The organism is Pectobacterium sp. CFBP8739 (genome assembly GCF_013449375.1).
Classification (GTDB): Bacteria; Pseudomonadota; Gammaproteobacteria; order Enterobacterales; family Enterobacteriaceae; genus Pectobacterium.
The window spans coordinates 36,350-57,528 of the sequence record NZ_JACDRR010000021.1 but is presented as its reverse complement, the minus strand read 5'-3'; the positions used below and the strand labels follow the sequence as shown (position 1 = coordinate 57,528).

Here is a 21,179-nt window from a genome sequence, read left to right as displayed (position 1 = left end):
TGCCGCCGTGGGCTTCTTTAGGATTTAATAAGTGACAACGCTTGAGCAGTGTATTGGCAATACCCCGCTGGTGAAATTGCAGCGCCTGACGCAGGGGCTGAACAGTGAAATTTGGCTAAAGCTGGAAGGGAATAACCCCGCCGGATCGGTAAAAGATCGGGCGGCACTCTCTATGATCCAGCAGGCAGAAAATCGCGGCGAGATTACGCCCGGCGATCGGCTAATCGAGGCGACCAGCGGGAATACCGGCATTGCGCTGGCGATGATTGCGGCGGTAAAAGGCTATCGGCTACGTCTGCTGATGCCGGACAACATGAGCTATGAACGTCAGACTGCGATGCGTGCGTATGGCGCAGAACTGGTGTTAGTGAATCATAAGTTAGGGATGGAAGGGGCGCGGGATCGCGCAAAACAGATGGTGCTGGCGGGAGAGGGGAAAACGCTCGATCAGTTCAATAACCCGGACAATTCGTTGGCGCATTTTCTCACGACTGGCCCGGAGATCTGGCACCAAACGGCGGGTAAGCTGACCCACTTTATCTCCAGCATGGGAACGACTGGCACGATATCCGGTGTCAGCCGCTATCTGAAGCAGCAGAACCCAGTAATCTGTACAGTCGGGCTACAGCCTGCGGAAGGCAGCCACATTCCCGGTATTCGCCGTTGGTCACCGGACTATATGCCGGGCATTTTCCGCGCCGATCTGGTCGATCGTATTATGGATATGACACAGGTCGACGCCGAGAATACGCTGCGGCAATTGGCGCGTCAGGAAGGGATCTTTTGCGGTGTCAGTACCGGCGGCGCGGTTGCTGGCGCACTGCGGCTTGCTGCGGAAAACCCCGGCAGCGTGATCGTGGCAATCGCCTGCGATCGCGGCGATCGGTATCTGTCCACCGGGGTATTTGATCGTTAGTTATTCTCGCTCCAGCGCGTGAATCGGTTCCATCTGCGCTGCACGGCGGGCGGGGAAGAAGCCGAAGATAATGCCGATCAGGCTGGAGCACAGGAATGCAGCAATAATCGATGCGCTGGAATAGATCATCGCGAAATTGCTGCTGAACTGTGCAAACAGTACGCCGATAGCCAGCGACAGCCCCACACCGATGATGCCGCCGAACAGGCAAACCAGCACCGCTTCGATCAGAAACTGCTGCATGATATCGCTGGTGCGTGCGCCGACCGCCATACGGACGCCGATCTCTCGGGTTCGCTCCGTGACGGAGACCAGCATGATATTCATGACACCGATACCGCCGACCAGCAGCGAAATCAGCGCGATCATCGATACCAGTAGCGTAAGCGTGGTGGTGGTTTTCTCGATCATCTGACGGATGCTGTCCGTGTTCATGACAAAGAAATCTTTCGTACCGTGTCGCTGTGTGAGCAGGGCGGTGATGCTTTTCTCGGCGACGTTCATATCAATATTGTCTTTCACCCGCACCGTGATGCTTTTCAGGTAGGATTGCCCAACCATGCGCTTCATCACCGTGGTGTACGGCACCCAGACATTCAGGTTTTCGTCACTGCCGAAGCCACCCTGATTCTTGCTGACGACGCCGATAATCCGAACGGGTAACGAGCCCAGCAGAATCACTTGTCCAATGGGATCTTCACCGTGGGGAAAGAGCTTGTTAAGCGTGTTTTTATCAATCACCGCGTCCTGCGTCAGTTCATCGACGCTGCTGCGAGGGAAAAGTACGCCGCGTTGCAGGGTGTAGCCACGCACGGTGAAGAACTGTTCGCCAACCCCGGAAACGCTGGCGGAGACGGCTATGTTGCCGTAACGCATCGTTACGCTGGTGGAGATAGAAGGCGTGACGCTATGCACGTAGGGCTGCTGTGTCAGCGGCTGAATATCGCTGGCGCGCAGCGTCTGGATGGCGCTTGCATCCATGTCGCCGAAGTCTTTGCCGGGGAAAATTTCCAGCGTACTGGTACCCATCGAGTTGATGTCGGCCAGCACTTGCTCCTGTGAGCCTTTTCCCAGTGCGACCACCGAAACAACCGACGCGATGCCGATGATGATGCCGAGCATGGTCAGAAAAGTGCGCATCCGCTGGGCGTTCATCGCCAGCAGCGCCATTTTGAATGCGTCAATAAAGCGGTCTTTGAACTGGTTCAGCGCCGAGGTTGCCGGAGAACTGGCGGCCTCAGGCGATGGCGCAGTGGCCTCTTCGGGACGCGTTTGTCGATCGGCAATCACTTCGCCATCGCGCAGTTCGATGATGCGCTGCGCATGCTCGGCAATCGTCATGTCGTGCGTGACGATGACAACGGTGTTGCCCTGTCTATGCAGATCGCGCAGGATGCTCAGCACCTCGTTGCCGCTGTGGGTGTCCAGCGCGCCAGTGGGTTCATCCGCCAGAATAATGCCGCCGCCGTTCATCAGCGCACGGGCGATACTGACGCGCTGCTGCTGGCCGCCAGAAAGCTGGCTGGGTCGATAGTGAAGGCGATTCTCCAGTCCCAGCCGGCTTAACAGCTCCGCCGCCCGTTGACGGCGCGCCTGTCGGCTCTTACCGGCATAAATGGCCGGCACTTCGACATTTCCCAGCGCTGTTAGATCGCCTAGCAGGTGATAGCGCTGGAAAATAAAACCAAAATGCTCGCGACGCAGTTCCGCTAACTGGTCGTTGTCCAGTTCGCCCACGGCGCGCCCTGCCACCTGATAATCCCCGGAGGAGGGTTTATCCAGACAGCCGAGAATATTCATCAGCGTGGATTTTCCCGAACCGGATGCGCCAACAATGGCCACCATTTCTCCCTGATTGATCGTCAGGTTGATGTCCTTGAGGACGGTGACGTCCTGTTCGCCGTTGGAAAAGCGGCGGGTAATGCCGGTCAGCTTAAGTAAGGATGTGGACATGCGTTACATCCCCATCGGCGGGCCGGGATGCGTGGACGCGACATCACCGGATGACGGGCTGACAACCACTTGTTCCCCCACGCTGATCCCCGAACGGATTTGAGTACGCACGTTGTCATTGAGGCCGAGTGTGACCAGGCGTGATTCGATCTTCTTGTTCGCATTCATCACCTGCACATACCACATGCCATTGCGCGAGGTTAATGCTGTTGCCGGGACGACAATGGCATTTTTCACGGAAGACAGCAGAATATATACCTGTGCTGTCATGGAAATGCGTAATACGCCGTCAGGATTCTTCACGTCGAACAGACCGTTGTAATAGATTGCGGTGCTGGATGAAGAACTGGTGCTACTCGAACTGGATGATGTCGTGGTTGAGTCTGTATTGATGGAGTCCGGTGCGGGTTCAATTGAGCTCAGCGTGGCTTCGTAACGTTTACTGGGTTCACCCAGAATACTGAACCACACGGGCATACCGGTTTTTACCTTGACGACGTCGGCTTCTGAAATCTTCACTTTGATGGTCATGGTGTCCAGATTGGCGACTTTGGCAATGGTCGGCGTGGTCTGGATGGCGTTGACCGTTTGGCCTGCTTCAACCGGAATCGCCACCACGGTGCCGTCCATCGGTGAACGAATCTGGGTATATCCGAGGTTAACCTTGGCGGTGTTGACGGTAATCTGCGCCTGAACGATCTGGGCGTCCAGTGCGTCGATATTGGCTCGGGTGGCATCGAGCGTGGCTTTCGCGCTATCGTAATCGGCCTGCACGCCAACACCGCGTTTCATCAACATTTGCTGGCGCTGCCAGCTCAATTCGTTGTTACGCAACTCTGCCAGTTTGGCAGTGCGCTGCGCCTGAATATTTTTTAGCGCCGCTTCGCCATTTTTTAATGTGTCCTGTTGGGTGAGGTCATCAATCTCGGCGATCAATTGCCCTTTTTTGACCTTAGCGCCGAGTTTGACGTGCAGCGCTTTGATTTGCCCTGAGGCTTGAGCACCGACGCTGACCTGCTTCTGTGCTTCAATTTTGCCGTCAGCAAGTACCGTTTGTTCGAGATCCGCGATCTCTGCGGCGGTAGTCATCGTGCTTGGCGCGGGGGTTGGCTTGTTGAAAAACAGATGAATAAGCACGGCAGCAGCGATAAGACCTAGCGCGATCGTCGTACGGCGTCGTGTAAGAAATCGTGATTGCATCAGGGGGCGTCGTCCTTAATGAATGCATTTGAACGGAAGTAAATAACGCAGGTGAGTAATTTACCCCGAGTCCGTAAAGGTAGCGGTAATCTTTGCTCAAAGAAATGGTAAGGATTAGGTAAATCTGGCTGCGAATATTAACGCTAAGCCTGAGAATACAGCATCTATACCCATCATACTTCAAGCGGCTTGTGCGTTTCCTTCCCGCAACTCGAGTACGTAGGGTATACCCGATTAATGAGGACAGGATATGAATATTTTACTGGTCGATGACGACGTAGAGCTGGGCGATATGCTCTGTGAGTACCTGAATGCGGAAGGTTTTTCGACCTCCCGGGTGCTGACAGGTAAAGAAGGCGTCGAGGGGGCGATGTCGGGGGATTACACCGCGATGATTCTGGATGTCATGTTGCCGGATATGAGCGGCATTGACGTGCTGCGCCAGATCAGAAAAACCGAACAGTTGCCCGTCATTATGCTAACGGCGCGCGGTGACAACATTGACAGAGTTATCGGTCTGGAAATGGGCGCGGATGACTATATGCCTAAACCCTGTTACCCGCGTGAGCTGGTGGCAAGGCTGCGGGCGGTGCTACGCCGCTATGACGATCAGCCCAGTACAAAACGGGATGAAAGCGTGGCGGCCAGTGGCGATCTGGTGTTGAACCCCGCAACGCGCATCAGCGAATGACGCGGAAAGCCGTTTGATCTGACGGCATCTGAGTTTAATTTGCTGGAGCTGTTGTTACGTTCCCCTGAGCGGGTGGTGTCAAAAGATGAACTGTCCGAAAAATGCCTGGGACGTCGCCGTGAAGCGTATGACCGCAGCGTGGATGTGCACATCAGCAATATTCGTCAGAAGCTCTGTGCATTGCCGGGCAACACCATGACGATTGAAACCGTGCGTAGCGTGGGATACCGGATTCGCTGATGATGATTCGTGGAAGGCTTTTCTGGAAAATATTGCTCGGGTTCTGGCTGACGTTCCTCGTGATGTCTCAGTTGCTGTGGCTGGCTTTTTCTTTTTACGGCGAGCGGCATAAGCCGCTGGAAGAGATCGTGGTTTCCCGTATTGCGACGATGCAAACGGAGATGGTGGCGGCGGCGCTGCAACATGGCGGTCTGGATGAACTGAACGATGTGATGTCGCTGTTGCCGCAGCAAGAGCAACAATACATTTCCGTCACGGAATCGCCGTTGCCGCTGTCGGAGCAGGAATTGAATTCCGCTTCGGAGAATGCGATGTCCGTCGATGATTTTGCGCCGGATAAGCGTAACGCGCTGCGTGCTACGTACATGATCAAGCAGGTCAGTGGGCCTGCCGGAAAGTGGTACCAGATTCGTTATGATGCTGAGCTGTTGCGCAGTGAATTCCGTCCCCCTCGGCCAGTCGAGTTTCTTAACGTGCCTGTACCGTTTGTCATTATCGCGGGGTTCGGTGGCCTGTTGTTCAGCTCGGTGCTGGCATGGAGCCTGGCTCGTCCACTAAACCAGATTCGTGCAGGGTTTGATCAGGTTGCGCAGGGCGATCTGAACGTGCGTCTGCTACCGGTGATGCATAAGCGTCATGATGAAATCAGCGATGTCGCGCGTGATTTTGATTCTATGGTCGAACGGTTGGACAGTTTGGCCAGCGCGCGTGAACAACTGCTGCATGATGTCTCGCACGAGCTGCGCTCCCCGTTGGCGCGTTTGCAGCTCGCTATCGGGTTGATAAGGCAAAACCCAGACAATGTCGATAACTCCTTACAGCGTATTGAGCGCGAAGCGCTGCTGATGGATAAGATGATTGGCGAGCTGTTGACGCTATCGCGCACGGAGCATTCTGGCATTGAGGAAGCCTATTTCGATTTACTGGGACTGGTGACGGCCGTCGTCAACGATGCGCGCTATGAAGCACAGGTCACTGGCGTCGAAATCCTACTTGCGGCGGATGAAGACGAGGACTACACGATTAAAGGTAACGCGGAGCTGATGCGCAGGGCGGTCGATAACGTGATGCGCAACGCGCTCCGTTTTTCAGCGCGCGAACAGCAGGTTTCCGTATCGCTTATTGGCAACGAGCATGAGTGGACGATTCAGGTCGCCGATCAGGGGCCCGGCGTGGAGAAAAGTAAGCTCTCCAGCATCTTCGATCCTTTTATTCGTGTGGATTCGCCGCTGTCTGGCAAGGGCTATGGGCTGGGACTGGCGATTACTCGCAAAGTGGTGCTGGCGCACGGTGGGCATATTGAAGCGGACAACGGTGAACAGCGTGGATTAGTGATTCGCCTGTGCGTACCGCGCTGGAAAGCCTGAAACGAAAACGGCACCATCCGGGTGCCGTTTCGTGCAAACGTAGTAGACCATCCGTAGAAGGGCGGTTTACTTTTTGATACGGATAACCGGCGTTTCGCCGACCACGACCGTACCACTCAGTTTGGTCAATTCCTTGATTTCATCCATGTTGGAAATAACCACTGGTGTCAGAGTAGACTTCGCTTTTTCTTCCAGCAGCGCCAAGTCAAACTCGATAACGAGATCGCCTTTCTTCACGCGCTGGCCTTCTTCGGCGATGCGCTTGAAGCCTTCGCCTTTCAATTCAACGGTATCAATACCAAAGTGCACAAACAGCTCAATGCCGCTGTCAGACTCGATGGAAAACGCATGGTTGGTTTCAAAAATCTTACCGATGGTGCCATCTACCGGTGCGACAATTTTGTTGCCAGTTGGCTTGATGGCAATACCGTCACCGACGATTTTCTCTGCGAATACGACATCAGGAACATCTTCAATATTGACGATTTCACCCGACAACGGGGCAATGATTTCGATGCTGCCAGTGTCTTTTTTGTCGTCAGAAACCAGAGATTTCAATTTATCGAACAAACCCATGATTCTCTCCTAAGCATTAATATTGGGCCAGCATATACCCTAATCTTTCAAGTCGTTGTGGCATTGGCTTTTTTCGCTACCCCGACCGCGACGGTATCGCCTGTCGGGGGTGCTGATTGCCACCTTGAAACCTATTAGGTAAAGCAGAATCAGCAGAGCGTTTTTTCTTTAATAAAGCGGCTCACCAGATTGCTTAACTCTTGTGCTGTCGGTTGAGCTAATGCCTGCTCCGCCAGCGCCTTCGCATCTTCGTAATTCGCATTACGGATGATTTTCTTGATGCTCGGGATAGAGATCGCACTCATGCTGAATTCGTCCAGACCCATTCCCAATAACAGTAGTGTAGCACGTTCGTCACCGGCGAGCTCACCACACATCCCTGTCCACTTGCCTTCGGCATGAGACGCATCGATAACCTGCTTAATCAGGGTAAGGACGGCGGGGGACATCGGGTTATAGAGATGAGAAATCAGCTCATTACCGCGATCAACAGCCAGAGTATACTGGGTTAAGTCATTTGTCCCAATACTAAAGAAGTCGACTTCTTTGGCTAAATGTGGCGCGATTGCGGCAGCGGCAGGGGTTTCAACCATCACGCCGACTTCAATGCTTTCGTCGAAGACTTTACCTTCTTCTCTCAGCTGCGCTTTCAGCATCTCCAGTTCGGCTTTCAGCTCACGCACTTCTTCCACGGAGATAATCATCGGGAACATGATACGCAGTTTGCCAAAGCTGGACGCGCGCAGAATGGCACGCAACTGGGCGTGCAGGATTTCTTTACGATCCAGACAGATACGGATAGCACGCCAGCCAAGGAACGGGTTTTCTTCCTTCGGCAGGTTCATGTAAGGCAGGTCTTTGTCACCGCCGATATCCATGGTACGGACGATAACTGCCTGAGCACCAACGGCTTCGGCCACCGCCTTATACGCCTGGAACTGCTCTTCTTCGGTCGGCAGAGAATCACGATCCATGAACAGGAATTCGGTACGATACAGGCCGACACCTTCTGCGCCGTTACGCTCAGCACCGGCGACATCACGCACGGTACCGATGTTGGCACAGACTTCAACCTGATGACCATCCAGCGTGATGGCTGGCAGATCTTTCAGCTTGGCCAGCTCATATTTTTCAGCGTTGTACTGCTGCTGAATGGCTTTTAATTCTTCAATTTTTTCAGCGGTCGGATTCTGATAGATCTGGTTGTTTACCGCATCCAGAATCAGATAGTCGCCATTTTTGACCTGCTGAGTTACGTTGGTCGTGCCGACGATCGCAGGCAGTTCCAGCGAACGAGCCATAATGGACGTGTGGGACGTGCGGCCACCGAGATCGGTGATGAAGCCCAGCACTTTATCCAGATTCAACTGTGCGGTTTCTGACGGCGTCAGATCCGTTGCAACCAGAATGACTTCATCCTGAATATCGCCCAGATCGACGATGGTCATATTGAGAATGTTGCGTAGTAAACGCTTCCCGATATCACGCATGTCTGCGGCGCGTTCTTTCAGATATTCATCATCCAGCTCTTCCAGTGCTTTGGCCTGGTTTTCGATAACGGAAAACGCAGCGGCGTCGGCGGAAGCCTGTTCATCTTTAATCAGGGCTATGATTTCCTGCTCGAACTCTTCATCTTCCAGCAACATGATGTGGCCTTCGAAGATGGCTTCTTTCTCTGCGCCCAGCGTCTCGCCCGCTTTCTTCTTGATAGCTTCCAACTGTGCGGATGCTTTGGAACGGCCAGTCAGAAAACGTTCAATTTCCTGCTCCACCTGATCCGCAGAGATTTTTTTCCGGTTGATGATAATTTCATCTTCTTTCAGTAACAGTGCCTTACCAAAAGCAATACCCGGTGATACTAATATGCCTGAAATCATAACCCTACCTTACTCGATTCTGGTGTTCACTAAAAAACTCGTCGATTACTCGAGCTCAGCCATCAGTTTGACCAGGTGTTCAACCGCTTTTTGTTCGTCTTCGCCTTCCGCAGCGATAGTAACCACAGTTCCTTGGGTTAAGCCGAGTGTTTGTAATTTGAACAGGCTCTTGGCGCTGGCGCTCTTGCCGTTGGACGTCACGGTGATTTCAGAAGTGAAGCCTTTGGCTTCTTTAACGAACTGAGCAGCGGGACGAGTGTGCAGGCCATTCGGTGCGGTGATAGTCACTTCTTGCTGGAACATGCTTTTTTCCCCAACTTATGGATTAAATTAATGTTGTGGAACTAAAGTTTAGCTGATTCGCTGAACTTTAGCCTGTTTGGTCTGCGCCTGATTTATGTTACAGGGGCGGGCCCACGATGCGACAAGAAAACCGTCAAACGTATTTCCTGGATAAAATACCATCAAATACCATCGCTCCCGCTACCCATTATCTTAACCTCGGTCGCAAAACGGCGATGTGGCTATCGTGCGCAGGACAAAAAACAATGTGATGGGGCGTGGTATTTGTCTGACATTAATTTCACGCATCAAAATAATTGTTCGGTTAAATACTAAACCTGATATAGAAAAGCAATCTGTATGTAGTATAAAGTTTGAAGTGTGCCACAAAAAAGCACCTAAATAGGTGCTTTTTTAACACATTGGTCACTTGTTGCTCGAGTGTGGCCGGGAGGTTATTGCTGCAGTTCTTGCTCAGTGAACAGGTCGGCAAAGAGTGCCGTGCTGAGGTAACGTTCGCCGGAAGAAGGCAGAATCACAACGATGGTTTTGCCTTCAAACTCTTTCTCTTTGAGCAAATTCAGCGCGGCGGCAACGGCGGCACCGGAAGAAATCCCAGCCAGAATGCCTTCTTCTTCCATCAAACGGCGTGCAGTGCTGATCGCTTCTTCATTGGTGATTTTTTCTACGCGGTCAATCAATTTCAGATCTAGGTTACCCGGAATGAAACCCGCGCCAATGCCCTGAATCTTGTGCGGGCCTGGTTTCAGCTCTTCGCCAGCCAGCGCCTGAGAGATCACAGGTGAATCAGTAGGTTCAACCGCTACGCTGATGATGGCTTTGCCTTTGGTGTTCTTGAGGTAGCGGCTGACACCGGTCAGCGTACCGCCGGTACCGACGCCGGAGATAAAGACATCAACCTGACCGTCTGTGTCTTCCCAGATTTCAGGACCGGTAGTTTTCTCGTGAATTTCTGGGTTAGCAGGGTTGCTGAACTGCTGTAGCAGCAGATAACGGCTCGGATCGCTGGCGACAATCTCTTCCGCTTTGGCGATGGCACCTTTCATCCCTTTCGCGCCTTCGGTCAGCACCAAGTTGGCGCCCAGCGCTTTCAGCAGTTTACGGCGCTCGATGCTCATGGTTTCTGGCATGGTGAGCGTGAGTTTGTAACCGCGAGCCGCTGCGACGTAGGCCAGAGCAATCCCTGTGTTTCCGCTGGTCGGTTCAACCAGTTCAATACCTGGTTTGAGAACTCCGCGTTTTTCTGCGTCCCAAATCAGGTTGGCGCCGATACGGCATTTTACGCTGAAGCTGGGGTTGCGGGATTCCACTTTAGCCAGAATGCGTCCGTTGCCGATACGGTTCAGGCGAACCAGCGGCGTATGGCCGATTGTGAAAGAATTGTCTTCGTAGATCTTGCTCATAGCCTGTCCTTATAACTGTATGAAATTTTTGCGAACGTAGAGAGAATACTCGTTCACACCTTTCAGTGAAGTAAAGAATTGCTATATCGTTATGTTCTTAAGAAATATCTTTTCATTACAATAGAAAGCACTGGCCCCGATCAGCCAGTGCACATGCGCTTTTTATGACGCTTTTTTCGGCAGCGTCGCAGACAGATCCCGATAGCGATCCACCCACAGCTGCGTTGCGCCACATACCGCGACGGGCATGATGACCAGATTCAAAAAAGGCACCAGCGTAAACAGGCTGACCAGGGCGCCAAACTGCATATTGGCGACCTTGTGACGGCGTAATGCCTGCCGCATGGTGGAAAAGCCCACTTTGTGGTTATCAAAGGGATAATCGCAGTACTGAATCGCCAGCATCCACGCGCTGAACAGGAACCACAGCACCGGCGCGACAGTTTGCCCGATGCCGGGGATGAAATAGAGAAGCAATAGTACAATTGCGCGTGGCAGGTAATACGCTAGCTTTTGGGCCTCACGCTTCATAATCCGCGGGACATCCTTGGCGATGCCGAGCATGCCGCCGTCCGGCAGCGTCTGGCCGGTTAATTTTGCTTCCAACTGTTCCGCCAGCAAGCCGTTAAACGGTGCGGCAATAAAGTTGGCTATCGTACTGAATAGGTAGCTGAATACCAGCAGGATGGAGAGGACGGCGAGTGGCCAAATGAGGTAGCTGAGCCATTGCAGCCAGCTTGGAATGTGGCTCATGAGCTGAGGAATCCAATCACTCAACCGGGTGAAAAGCCACCAGAAAGCGCCACCCATCAGCACGATGTTCATCAGTAAGGGGAGGATGACGAAACGCCGAATGCCCGGTAGTGAGATCAAACGCCATCCAGCAAGAAAATAGTGTATTCCGCTGCGAACCTGGCCTGCGGTGTTGCCGTAAGACGGTTTTTCGAAAGACATAGTGACAATATACTCAGTCATTTGTTTGTTGAGGCATCATATCGGGATGGTCTTATGCTGACTAGCCCGTACTTGGATGAAAAAACAGCAAAAAAGTGCGTTGTATCTATCTTTATTGTCATAAAGTACCGTGCAGGCTTGCACTTGTGTACTCAGGCAAATAGAGTTAGTAGTATAAGTATTTGCCGTGGTGGCAATGTATTGTTGGAACAACTGGGATAGCAATGATGCAGGACTTGCGTCTGATATTAATCGTTGTTGGCGCGATCGCCATAATAGCGCTGTTACTGCACGGCTTGTGGACTAGCCGTAAAGAGCGCTCGTCCCTTTTTCGTGACCGCCCGGTTAAGCGTGCAAAGAAAGCGCGTGATGAAGCACAGCTTGACGAACTGGATGAAGGCGTTGGCGACGTTCGCGTGAAGGGTGCGCGCCCGCAACAGAGTGAGCCTTCATTTGGCAGTGCGTCATTTGATAACTCTTCGTTTGATAACCGGCCATTTGATAACAGCAGTGCACGCGAAGACGTTCGCCTAGAGGCGAAATCGCCGTTCGAGCACCTGTCTCCCGTCTCTTCTTACGATCCTTTACTGGATGAAGCCACGCCAGTGGATTCTCCGCGTTCGCTGGTGCGTGGCGATAGCAACCCGCAGGTTGTCAGTCCCAGAGAAACGCCAAGTCCATCTCAGTCGAACATTGATTCGCCGCGTGAGTCATTTGCCTATGATGCGCCGCAGTCCGTTCCGCAGCAGCCTGCTGCGCATTCGCTGCATGAGAAGGTTCAGCCTGCACAGCCTCAGCAACCCGCTGAGCCTGTTGAGCCCGTTGCGGCAAAAGAAGCGGTTCTGGTGCTGCACGTCGTGGCGCATCAGGGCGGGGTTATTGGCGGCGAGCTGCTGTTGCAAAGCCTGCTTCAGGCCGGTTTCCAGTTTGGTGAAATGAACATTTTCCATCGTCATGTAAACCCAGCGGGTGCTGGCCCGGTGTTGTTCAGTCTGGCGAATATGGTGAAGCCCGGTTCGTTTAATGTGGACGCGATGTCCGAATTCTCGACGCCCGGTGTGTCTATTTTCATGATGGTGCCGTCTTATGGCGACGCCAGCCAGAATTTTAAACTGATGTTACAGTCTGCCCAGCGTATTGCTGATGATGTTGGCGGCGTGGTGCAGGATGATGAACGTCGCATGATGACACCACAGAAGGTTGAATCCTACAAAGCCCGCATCCGCGATGTGCTGAAAGCCAACGCCTGATAGCACTATCTATGTGAAAGCATAAGTTTGTGAATGCAGTGGGTGAGAGAAGCCTCCGTTAGTGGAGGCTTTTTTATTTTTAGTCCCAGCCGTGGTGTGGTGTAAAAAGCAAGAAAAGGTGAAACGTTGTGAGTGAAGCAAAAGGATTAAAACAAGAGCTTGGTCTAATCCAGGGCGTGGGGCTGCTGTCGACTTCGTTGCTGGGGACAGGGGTGTTTGCGGTTCCTGCGTTGGTCGCGCAACTGGCACAGCAAGATAGCCTGTGGGCATGGCCGATCTTGATTCTGTTTGTTTTCCCTATCGCCATTGGCTTTGCCTCACTGGGGCAACATTTTCCTAATGCGGGCGGAGCCGCGCACTTTGTTAACCAGGCCTTTGGGCCGCGCATGGCGCGAGTGACCGGCTGGCTATTCCTGTCCGTTATTCCACTGGGTCTGCCTGCTGCCTTGCAAATTGCCGCTGGATTCTGGCAGGCGGCGTTTGGCTGGAGTGATCTGGGGTTGCTTTGCGTACAGTTGCTGACGCTGGGCGGTATCTGGCTGCTTGGCCTACGTAGTGCAGGATCCAGCGCCAATATTCAGATCGTTATCGCGATGTTGGTGGTGGGATTGGTCGTTGCCATCTGGTGGCAGGGTGATATTACGCCCGCACACATTCCTTGGCCGTCGGTGAGTGAACTGTCATGGTCTAACACCTTTGGCGCGCTGGCTGTGATGTTCTGGTGCTTCGTGGGTCTTGAAGCGTTTGCCCATATGGCGACGGAATTCCGGGTGCCGGAGCGCGATTTTCCGCGGGCTTTACTCATCGGCATGCTGGTTGCTGGCGCGGTTTACTGGGGATGCACAGTGGCGGTATTGCATTTTAAGGCTTATGGTGAGGGGATGGCGGCCACGGCGTCACTGCCGGGTATCGTTGTGCAATTGTTTGGTGAACATGCACTGTGGATTGCCTGCTTTGTCGGGTATCTGGCTTGCTTTGCCAGCGTGAATATTTATACGCAGGGTTTCGCCCGCCTCGTCTGGTCGCAGGCACCGCGAAGCAGCGCATTGGCAAAGCTGTCCGCAGGACATGCGCCGGTAAATGCGCTGTCGGTTGTCGTGAGCTGCTGTTTGGTGTGCTGCCTGTTAATTTACTGGCTCAGGCTACCGCTGGATCTGCTGATTGTGTACGCGAACGGTATCTTTGTGCTGATCTATTTGCTGTGTATGCTGGCTGGATGGCGTTTACTGAAAGGACGTGCGCGTGTGATGGCGGCAATCGGCGGTTTTCTTTGCTGTGCGCTGTTGCTGATGATCGGCTGGAAATCGCTGTATGCGTTAATCATGCTGGTCGTACTGTGGCTGTTCCTGCCGCGTAAGTCGGTTGAACTGCTTTCTCACTGAGTTCGTTTTTTCTCAATATTGCTATTTGGGAATTGAGCAACGCCCTGACTAGGGCGTTGCATCGTGATGATGACAGGGGAAGGATTAGTCGTTTTCCGGCGCTGCGGCAGGCTTTTCTTCCGTAGACAATTTCGCTTCCAGCTCGGTCATACGCTGTTCCAGGCGGGCAATCTTCTCGCGCGTGCGGAGCAGAACCTGCGTCTGAATATCGAACTCTTCACGGTTCACCAAATCCAATCGGGTCAGCTGTGCTTGCAAGACCTGACGAATCTTTTTCTCTACATCATCACCCAATTCCCGGATACCTTTTGGCATAGATTCATGCACTTGACGGGCGATTTGCTCAATCTTCTTTGGGTCAATCATGTCGCTTTCCTGATTAGGTTATGTAAAGTCACTACTACAGCAAGTGTAATGCGAGAGTAAGTGTAATGCGAGTTGTGAGATGGATAAACTAAATCCGCTTCCTGCTTTGCACATATTCAGCATGGTTTTACTGTAATTCAGAATAGTTTTACTGTAATTGAGAATAGTTTTACTGCAATTCAGCATACGTTTTGCCCTATTTCCTGCGGCGGATCAATTGCCCTGTCGAGGTATTAGCGTTATAGTAAATGCGCTTATTCTCAGGGCGGGGTGTAATTCCCCACCGGCGGTAAACCAGTATACATACTGGAAGCCCGCGAGCGCTCATACTGTGTTTTTCGATGTTGATTATCGATTTCGCAATGTGGGGTCAGCAGATCCGGTGTAATTCCGGGGCCGACGGTTAAAGTCCGGATGGGAGAGAGTAACGGTATCTGTCGGGCTACATGCTCGCTCGCGTTATTTTTGCTAACTATTACTATGCAACCAGTCGTAATGGTTACTCCTCAAGCTCGCCCTGATTCTGGTAATTCATAATAACATTGAGGTTTTTACCATGAATCAGACATTACTTTCTGAATTTGGCAATCCTACCGAACGCGTAGAACGCGCACTTGATGCACTGCGTCATGGCCGCGGCGTGCTGGTGTTGGATGATGAAGATCGTGAAAACGAAGGTGACATGATCTTCTCCGCTGAAAATATGACTGTTGAACAAATGGCGCTGACGATTCGTCACGGGAGTGGCATTGTGTGCCTGTGCCTGACGGAAGAGCGTCGCCAGCAGTTAGAATTGCCGATGATGGTGGAGAAGAACTCCAGCCATTACCAAACGGCGTTCACTGTAACGATTGAAGCTGCCGAAGGCGTTACAACGGGGGTTTCCGCTGCCGACCGCCTGACCACCATTCGTGCTGCGATTGCGGATAACGCCAAGCCGAGTGACCTGAATCGCCCTGGTCACGTATTTCCGCTGCGCGCCCAACCGGGTGGCGTGTTAACGCGCGGTGGTCACACTGAAGCAACGGTAGACCTGATGACGCTGGCGGGCCTGAAGCCGTCTGGCGTTCTGTGTGAACTGACGAACGATGATGGCTCAATGGCGCACGCGCCGGAAGTGATCGCGTTTGCCAAGCAGCACAACATGCCGGTACTGACGATTGAAGATCTGGTGGCTTACCGCATTGCGGCAGAGCGCAAAGCCAGCTGATTCACGCAGATACCACGCAAACAAAAGGGCCGATTCATCGGCCCTTTTGTATTTTACGGGGTAGGTTTCTAATGACCAGCCTGTGTTTATGGCTTTCTTGCCAGTAGCGTGGCAAAGCGCAGTTTGATGCGGTTGCCGTGTGCATCCGTCTTGTGCAACTCACCCATATCCTCGTTGTATTTGAGGATCTCCCAGTCGGCGTAATAGTTCTTCAGCTCACCTTCTTGAAAGGTAAACGAGAAGGGCATCGGGCACGGGCAATCTTCCGTCGACATCGCGGCAATAATCAGGTTATAGCCACCGTTAACGGTACTGTCCTGCATATTGCTGATGATGTGCGGAATGCGATCGCGTTCCAGAAACATCAGCACGACGGTTGACAGGATAAAGTCGTACTGTTCTTTGATTTCCGCCAGATTGATGTTGTAAACGCCCGCTCGGATGTTTTCCAGCGCTTCGCTCTTGATGATGTTATTCAGCGAATCAATGCTCTGTTCGTGCTTATCACAGGCTGTGACGTCAAACCCACGTCGGTTCAGATACAGCGAGTTACGTCCGCCGCCGCAGCCTAAATCCAGCGTTTTGCCCGGTTTGATGTACTGCACTGCGTTGATCACTTCGGAGTGGGTTCGCGTCAGACCGTATTTTTTATGATAGAAATCTTCCGCCGAGCAGAAAAAGCTGAGCTGACATTCCAGATCGTCAGAGAAGGAAACGATGCGGTGCCATGCCTGTGGCTCAACAAACGGCGGCTGGTTCTGCTCGGAGAACCGGAACGTCTCCAGCGTCTCGCCATCTTCGGTCAGCATGGAGAAGGCCATTTCCCCTTTAAAAACGGTCAGTTTTGCCCAGGTACCTTCCTGCGTGTTGTGCTTTTCCTGAAACGCGGCAGGCAGCGTCTGGCTGTTCCACTGCGGCATCTTCTTATAACAAATGAGATCTTGCATGTTTACCTCTGTAAATTCCAAAAGCGATGGCTTTATTCTATTAATCCGCACGCGGGTTGACCAGAAATATGTATTTTAAATGCATCATTTATTTTTGCTGTGTCAGGCTGTAGTTACATTCGTCATGGTTACATTCGTCATGGTTGCACTCGTCGTGGAAAGCTGTCGCAGCAGCGGAAATGCCTCTTTCATCCGTTCACCGCCGACCACAAAGGCGCGCAGCGCCTGCTGACGATCCAGCGCTTTCGCTACCATCCCCTGATCGTTCCATTCCTGCTGCCAGTGCAAGTCGCCACGCGTGGTATCACCCGCCATTTGTAACGGAAACAGCGGCGTCTTGATTTTCACCAGCATCGGCGGCAGCGTCAGGGACTCGCTGGCACCCAGCAGGTTCTTCGCCAGCGTCATGGCGCTGAGCTGAATAGGTTGCAGGAAGGGCTGGAGCTTACCGCCAATTTCCGCGCAGTCGCCCAGCGCATAAATCTGCGGATCGGTGGTCTGTAACTGCGCATTGGTCTGAATACCTTTCTGCACCGCTAACCCCGCTGCTTTCGCCAGCAATGTGTTGGCCTGCAAACCGATAGCGGAGAGGACTTCGTCCGCCTCGACAGTTCGGCCATCGGTAAATGTGGCCAGCACACCGGTTTCGGTTTTCTCCAACTGTTGCAGGGTCGTGTTCAGCAGCAGTGAAACCCCTTGTTGCGTCAGCGTGAATTGTAGGCGCGCGCTGACTTCAGGCGGTATCAATGCCGGCAGAATGTTGCTGGCACAGTCAACCAGCGTGACTTGTTTTCCCGCGCGATCCAAATCCATCGCCAGCTCAGTGCCGATGAGTCCGGCTCCGAGCACCAGTACGTGCTTGGCCTGCCAGAGTCGACGTTCATGGGCGCGGTATTCTTGCTGGCTATTGAGCGTCAGCATATGTTCGCATCCCGGAATTGGCGGCACGATGGCGCTCGCTCCCGTTGCGAACACCAGCTTATGGTAATCGTAACGCTCCGTACCACAGACGACCTGTTGCGCATGGCGATCAATGGCGGTGACACGCGTATTGGCCAGCAGCGTAATGCGGTTTTCTTCGGCAAACGCGGTGGCCTGCATCTTGGTCAGATCGTCGGCGTGCTGTTGCAGGCTCATCACATGGCTTAAATCCGGTTTGTTGTACTCATCGCCGCTGTCAGCGGTGATCAGGCGGATAGGACAGTGCGCATCCAGTTTGCGGAGCTGTCGAATAAGCTGGCGGGCGGCAAAGCCCGCGCCAATAATCACGATATCTTTCATCATCCTCTCCTTAGCTAATCGGATTGAAAACGTCTTTGCCCAGCCCGCATTCCGGGCAGAGGAAGCTGTCTGGTACGTCCGACCACATGGTTCCGGGGGGGACATCCTGCATCGGCTCGCCCAGTGCCGGATCGTAAATCCACTGGCAGACGCTGCACTGCATACAGCCGCTTTCTGACGGCATTGCTGGCTGTGCTGCGGACTGCGGCGCTGCGACTTCACTGCAACCACAGGCGCTCTCGGCGGGGGCGCTCACACCCTGCGGGGCGCTGGCGGTTTGTGGTGTCACCGTGGTCTGTTTTACGGGCGAGATGACGCGACGGGCTGGCGTATCATCCAGCGGATGCAGCGCCCACTGACGAGCAATTTCGCGGCCGTGTTCGCGGCAAATTTCCAGTGCGGAACCGTCAGGACGCCACTTGGTTTTCAGCGCCAGCGTGGTTTCAAAACCGGCGTCCATCAGACGGGTTTGAATGCGATCGACCGCGCCGCCGTTCCAGCCATAGCTGCCGAACGCTGAGGCTTTCTTGTTTTGGAAACGCAGGCCAGTGATCTCTTCCAGTATGGCGGCGACCTTCGGCATCATCACGTTATTCATGGTAGATGAACCGACGAGCACGCCTTTCGAGCGGAAGACCTGCGTCAGGATTTCGTTCTTATCGTGGCGGGCGACGTTATAGATTTTCACCGCGACGCCGGGGTCGACATCGTTGATGCCTTGCGCAATGGCGTCGGCCATCATGCGGGTGTTGTTGGACATGGTGTCGTAAAACAGCGTGATGCGATCTTCCTGATAGCTGTCCGCCCATTTCAGATACAGGTGGATGATCTGGGCAGGATCGTCACGCCATACCACGCCGTGTGAGGTCGCCACCATCGACAGCGGGAGGTTGAAGCCCAGCACTTCATGGATCTTGGCGGTGACTAAGCGGCTGAACGGCGTCAGAATGTTGGCGAAATAGCGCTGGCATTGTTCGAACAGTTCTGTCTGATCCACTTCGTCATTGAACAGGTGCTCATCGCAGTAGTGCTGACCGAACGCATCGTTACTGAACAGCACGGCGTCCTCGGTCATATAGGTCATCATGCTATCCGGCCAGTGCAGCATTGGCGTTTCGATAAAGATCAACTGCTTGCCGTTACCGATATCCAGCCTGTCGCCAGTTTTGACCGTATGGAAATTCCACTCAGGGTGATGATGGTGACCGGTGATGGAATCGATCGCATTGTGGGTACAATAAATTGGCGTGTTGGGAATACGCGCCATCAGTTCGCTCAGCGCCCCGGCGTGATCTTCTTCGGCGTGGTTGATCACAATGTAGTCAATCGTGTTCAGATCCACTTCCGCCATCAGGTTCTGCACAAAATCGCGGCTGAACTTGTGATCGACAGTATCGATCAGCACGGTTTTTTCTTCGCGGATCAGATAACTGTTATAGCTGCTGCCTTGCAGCGTCTTGTACTCCGTGCCGTGAAAATCACGCACTTCCCAGTCGCGTTGTCCAACCCAATGAATATTGTTCTTAACGTGAATTGCCATGTTCTGAAACCTCAATAGTCGTATACGGAAATATGCTGTAGAGATTGCAGAAAGTGTGCCAATTTTTAATATATTGATTTATAACTATTTAATAAATACTTATTGTCAAAATGACATGGTTTGCCTATTGTCTTAATGACACAGGCTCTGTCATTAGGACACACCATGACACTCTCCATTAATGCCCTTGCCCGTATCGCTATCGAGTTGCAAATGGGGCTATCAAATCAGGATCGTTTTCAGCGCTTGATTAACAGCCTGCGCCAACTGCTGCGCTGTGATGCCTCGGCGCTGCTGCGTTACGAGAATCAGCTGTTCCGCCCGCTGGCGATCGACGGTCTGGCGCCGGACGTGCTGGGGCGACGCTTTCGCCTGTCCGATCATCCCCGTCTGGAGGCGATTGCCCGTGCGGGCGACGTGGTGCGCTTCCCGGCGGATAGCCAGCTTCCCGACCCCTATGACGGCCTGATTCCCAGTCAGGAGGATCTTAAGGTGCATGCTTGCGTCGGCCTGCCACTGTTTGCCAATCAGAATCTGATCGGGGCGCTGACCGTGGACGGTATGGATCCCTGCCAGTTCGACCATTTTAGCGATGAAGAACTGCGGCTGGTGGGGGCGATGGCGGCGGCAGCGCTGAGCAATGCGCTGCTGATGGAGCGTCTTGAGCGGCAGTTGCCCGCGCCGGTCCGTGCTGAAAGTCCGGCGGCGGAAAGCGTGGAGGAAATGGTCGGGCTGTCGGAACCGATGCAGCGGCTAAAGAAGGAGGTCGATATCGTCGCGGGCTCCGATCTGAACGTGCTGATTATGGGGGAAACCGGCGTTGGTAAAGAGCTGGTGGCGCGAGCAATCCATCGTGGTTCCAGCCGCGCAAGTCATCCTCTGGTGTACCTGAACTGCGCCGCACTGCCGGAGTCGGTCGCGGAGAGTGAGCTGTTTGGTCATGTGAAGGGCGCGTTTACCGGAGCGATCCATCATCGCACCGGTAAGTTTGAAATGGCGGATAACGGCACGCTATTTCTGGATGAGATTGGCGAACTGTCGCTGACGCTACAGGCGAAACTGCTGCGTGTATTGCAGTATGGCGATCTCCAGCGCGTGGGTGATGACAATAGCCTGAAAGTGAACGTGCGCGTGCTGGCGGCGACTAACCGTGACTTGCGGCAGGCGGTGCTGGATGGCGCTTTTCGTGCTGACTTGTTCCACCGTCTGAGCGTGTTCCCGCTATCCGTACCGCCGCTGCGCGAGCGCCGTCAGGATGTGGCGCTGTTGGCGGGGTTCTTCTGTGAGCGCAGCCGCGTGCAACTGGGGCTGGCACGTCTGGCGTTAACGGCCGACACGGGCGCGCTATTGGAACAATACGACTGGCCGGGGAATGTGCGCGAGCTGGAACACGCTATTTACCGTGCCACCGTGCTGGCGAGAGCAGGACAGGAATCGGGCGAGGTGCTGTTGGGGCGTGAGCATTTCAATCTTGAGCTTCCCTCCCTGCCTGTTCATGCCGCCGCAGGGGCGTCGAGCGCTATCGACACGGCACCCGCGTATTTCATCAGTGGCGGCCTGCGGGAGGCAACGGACGACTATCAGCGTCGAGTCATCCAACAAACGCTGGCACGCCATGAGGGCAACTGGTCATCCTGCGCAAGGGAACTTGAACTAGACAGCGGCAACCTGCATCGGCTGGCGAAGCGGTTGGGCATCAAATAAAAAACGCCCCGAAAATCGG

The 21,179-nt window shown here is 53.5% G+C and carries 17 protein-coding genes, 1 pseudogene and 1 riboswitch; of the genes and pseudogenes, 7 read left to right on the top strand and 11 right to left on the bottom strand.

Annotated features, from left to right (window positions below; translation table 11 throughout):
• Window positions 1-31 precede the first annotated feature (31 nt).
• Window positions 32-916 (top strand): cysteine synthase CysM, encoded by an 885-nt coding sequence (gene cysM / locus H0247_RS15620; RefSeq protein WP_180743363.1) that lies wholly within the window; start codon window positions 32-34, stop codon window positions 914-916.
• On the opposite strand, the gene H0247_RS15615 is transcribed toward cysM, so the two are convergent.
• Window positions 917-2,869 (bottom strand): MacB family efflux pump subunit, encoded by a 1,953-nt coding sequence (locus H0247_RS15615; RefSeq protein ID WP_180743362.1) that lies wholly within the window; start codon window positions 2,867-2,869, stop codon window positions 917-919.
• A 3-nt stretch (window positions 2,870-2,872) separates the two neighbouring features.
• On the bottom strand, window positions 2,873-4,069 hold the full coding sequence (locus tag H0247_RS15610) for an efflux RND transporter periplasmic adaptor subunit (RefSeq protein WP_180743361.1): 1,197 nt from the start codon (window positions 4,067-4,069) through the stop codon (window positions 2,873-2,875).
• 250 nt (window positions 4,070-4,319) lie between these two features.
• Here H0247_RS15610 and H0247_RS15605 point away from each other — a divergent pair.
• Both H0247_RS15605 and H0247_RS15600 read left to right on the top strand, forming a co-directional pair.
• Window positions 4,320-5,000: pseudogene (locus H0247_RS15605) on the top strand (response regulator transcription factor).
• Window positions 5,000-6,367 (top strand): ATP-binding protein, encoded by a 1,368-nt coding sequence (locus H0247_RS15600; RefSeq protein ID WP_180743360.1) that lies wholly within the window; start codon window positions 5,000-5,002, stop codon window positions 6,365-6,367. The pseudogene H0247_RS15605 and the gene H0247_RS15600 overlap by 1 nt, the downstream one beginning before the upstream one ends.
• A gap of 66 nt (window positions 6,368-6,433) precedes the next feature.
• On the opposite strand, the gene crr is transcribed toward H0247_RS15600, so the two are convergent.
• The 5 genes from crr to cysZ form a co-directional block, all read right to left on the bottom strand.
• Window positions 6,434-6,943, bottom strand: a complete 510-nt coding sequence (gene crr, locus H0247_RS15595) for a PTS glucose transporter subunit IIA (protein ID WP_010284368.1) — start codon at window positions 6,941-6,943, stop codon at window positions 6,434-6,436.
• A gap of 149 nt (window positions 6,944-7,092) precedes the next feature.
• A complete protein-coding gene (gene ptsI, locus H0247_RS15590; RefSeq protein ID WP_180743359.1) occupies window positions 7,093-8,820 on the bottom strand; it encodes a phosphoenolpyruvate-protein phosphotransferase PtsI in 1,728 nt (575 codons plus the stop codon).
• A 45-nt stretch (window positions 8,821-8,865) separates the two neighbouring features.
• Window positions 8,866-9,123, bottom strand: coding sequence for a phosphocarrier protein Hpr (gene ptsH, locus H0247_RS15585; RefSeq protein ID WP_005971891.1), 258 nt, complete (start codon window positions 9,121-9,123; stop codon window positions 8,866-8,868).
• A 434-nt stretch (window positions 9,124-9,557) separates the two neighbouring features.
• The gene (gene cysK, locus H0247_RS15580) at window positions 9,558-10,526 is read right to left on the bottom strand and encodes a cysteine synthase A (RefSeq protein WP_180743358.1); all 969 of its coding nucleotides are present in this window, start codon (window positions 10,524-10,526) and stop codon (window positions 9,558-9,560) included.
• A gap of 162 nt (window positions 10,527-10,688) precedes the next feature.
• The gene (cysZ, locus tag H0247_RS15575) at window positions 10,689-11,480 is read right to left on the bottom strand and encodes a sulfate transporter CysZ (protein WP_180743357.1); all 792 of its coding nucleotides are present in this window, start codon (window positions 11,478-11,480) and stop codon (window positions 10,689-10,691) included.
• Window positions 11,481-11,704: 224 nt separating this feature from the next.
• Between cysZ and zipA the strand changes: the two genes are divergently transcribed.
• Window positions 11,705-12,730 carry a cell division protein ZipA gene (gene zipA / locus H0247_RS15570; RefSeq protein WP_180743356.1) on the top strand — a complete coding sequence of 342 codons (1,026 nt, stop codon included), beginning with the start codon at window positions 11,705-11,707 and terminating at the stop codon, window positions 12,728-12,730.
• Between the two features lie 128 nt (window positions 12,731-12,858).
• Window positions 12,859-14,112 carry an L-methionine/branched-chain amino acid transporter gene (yjeH, locus tag H0247_RS15565; RefSeq protein WP_180743355.1) on the top strand — a complete coding sequence of 418 codons (1,254 nt, stop codon included), beginning with the start codon at window positions 12,859-12,861 and terminating at the stop codon, window positions 14,110-14,112.
• Window positions 14,113-14,196: 84 nt separating this feature from the next.
• Here yjeH and ubiK read toward each other — a convergent pair whose 3' ends face one another.
• Window positions 14,197-14,478 carry a ubiquinone biosynthesis accessory factor UbiK gene (gene ubiK / locus H0247_RS15560; RefSeq protein WP_048256443.1) on the bottom strand — a complete coding sequence of 94 codons (282 nt, stop codon included), beginning with the start codon at window positions 14,476-14,478 and terminating at the stop codon, window positions 14,197-14,199.
• A gap of 252 nt (window positions 14,479-14,730) precedes the next feature.
• Window positions 14,731-14,908: riboswitch (FMN riboswitch) on the top strand.
• A 126-nt stretch (window positions 14,909-15,034) separates the two neighbouring features.
• Between ubiK and ribB the strand changes: the two genes are divergently transcribed.
• On the top strand, window positions 15,035-15,688 hold the full coding sequence (gene ribB, locus H0247_RS15555) for a 3,4-dihydroxy-2-butanone-4-phosphate synthase (protein ID WP_104210040.1): 654 nt from the start codon (window positions 15,035-15,037) through the stop codon (window positions 15,686-15,688).
• 86 nt (window positions 15,689-15,774) lie between these two features.
• On the opposite strand, the gene tehB is transcribed toward ribB, so the two are convergent.
• From tehB to norV, 3 genes are all read right to left on the bottom strand, one after another.
• Window positions 15,775-16,635, bottom strand: coding sequence for an SAM-dependent methyltransferase TehB (gene tehB / locus H0247_RS15550; RefSeq protein ID WP_180743354.1), 861 nt, complete (start codon window positions 16,633-16,635; stop codon window positions 15,775-15,777).
• A 102-nt stretch (window positions 16,636-16,737) separates the two neighbouring features.
• A complete protein-coding gene (gene norW, locus H0247_RS15545) occupies window positions 16,738-17,916 on the bottom strand; it encodes an NADH:flavorubredoxin reductase NorW (protein WP_180743478.1) in 1,179 nt (392 codons plus the stop codon).
• Between the two features lie 10 nt (window positions 17,917-17,926).
• Window positions 17,927-19,456, bottom strand: a complete 1,530-nt coding sequence (norV, locus tag H0247_RS15540) for an anaerobic nitric oxide reductase flavorubredoxin (RefSeq protein WP_180743353.1) — start codon at window positions 19,454-19,456, stop codon at window positions 17,927-17,929.
• Window positions 19,457-19,621: 165 nt separating this feature from the next.
• Here norV and norR point away from each other — a divergent pair, with 165 nt between their 5' ends.
• On the top strand, window positions 19,622-21,160 hold the full coding sequence (gene norR / locus H0247_RS15535; RefSeq protein WP_180743352.1) for a nitric oxide reductase transcriptional regulator NorR: 1,539 nt from the start codon (window positions 19,622-19,624) through the stop codon (window positions 21,158-21,160).
• Window positions 21,161-21,179 lie beyond the last annotated feature (19 nt).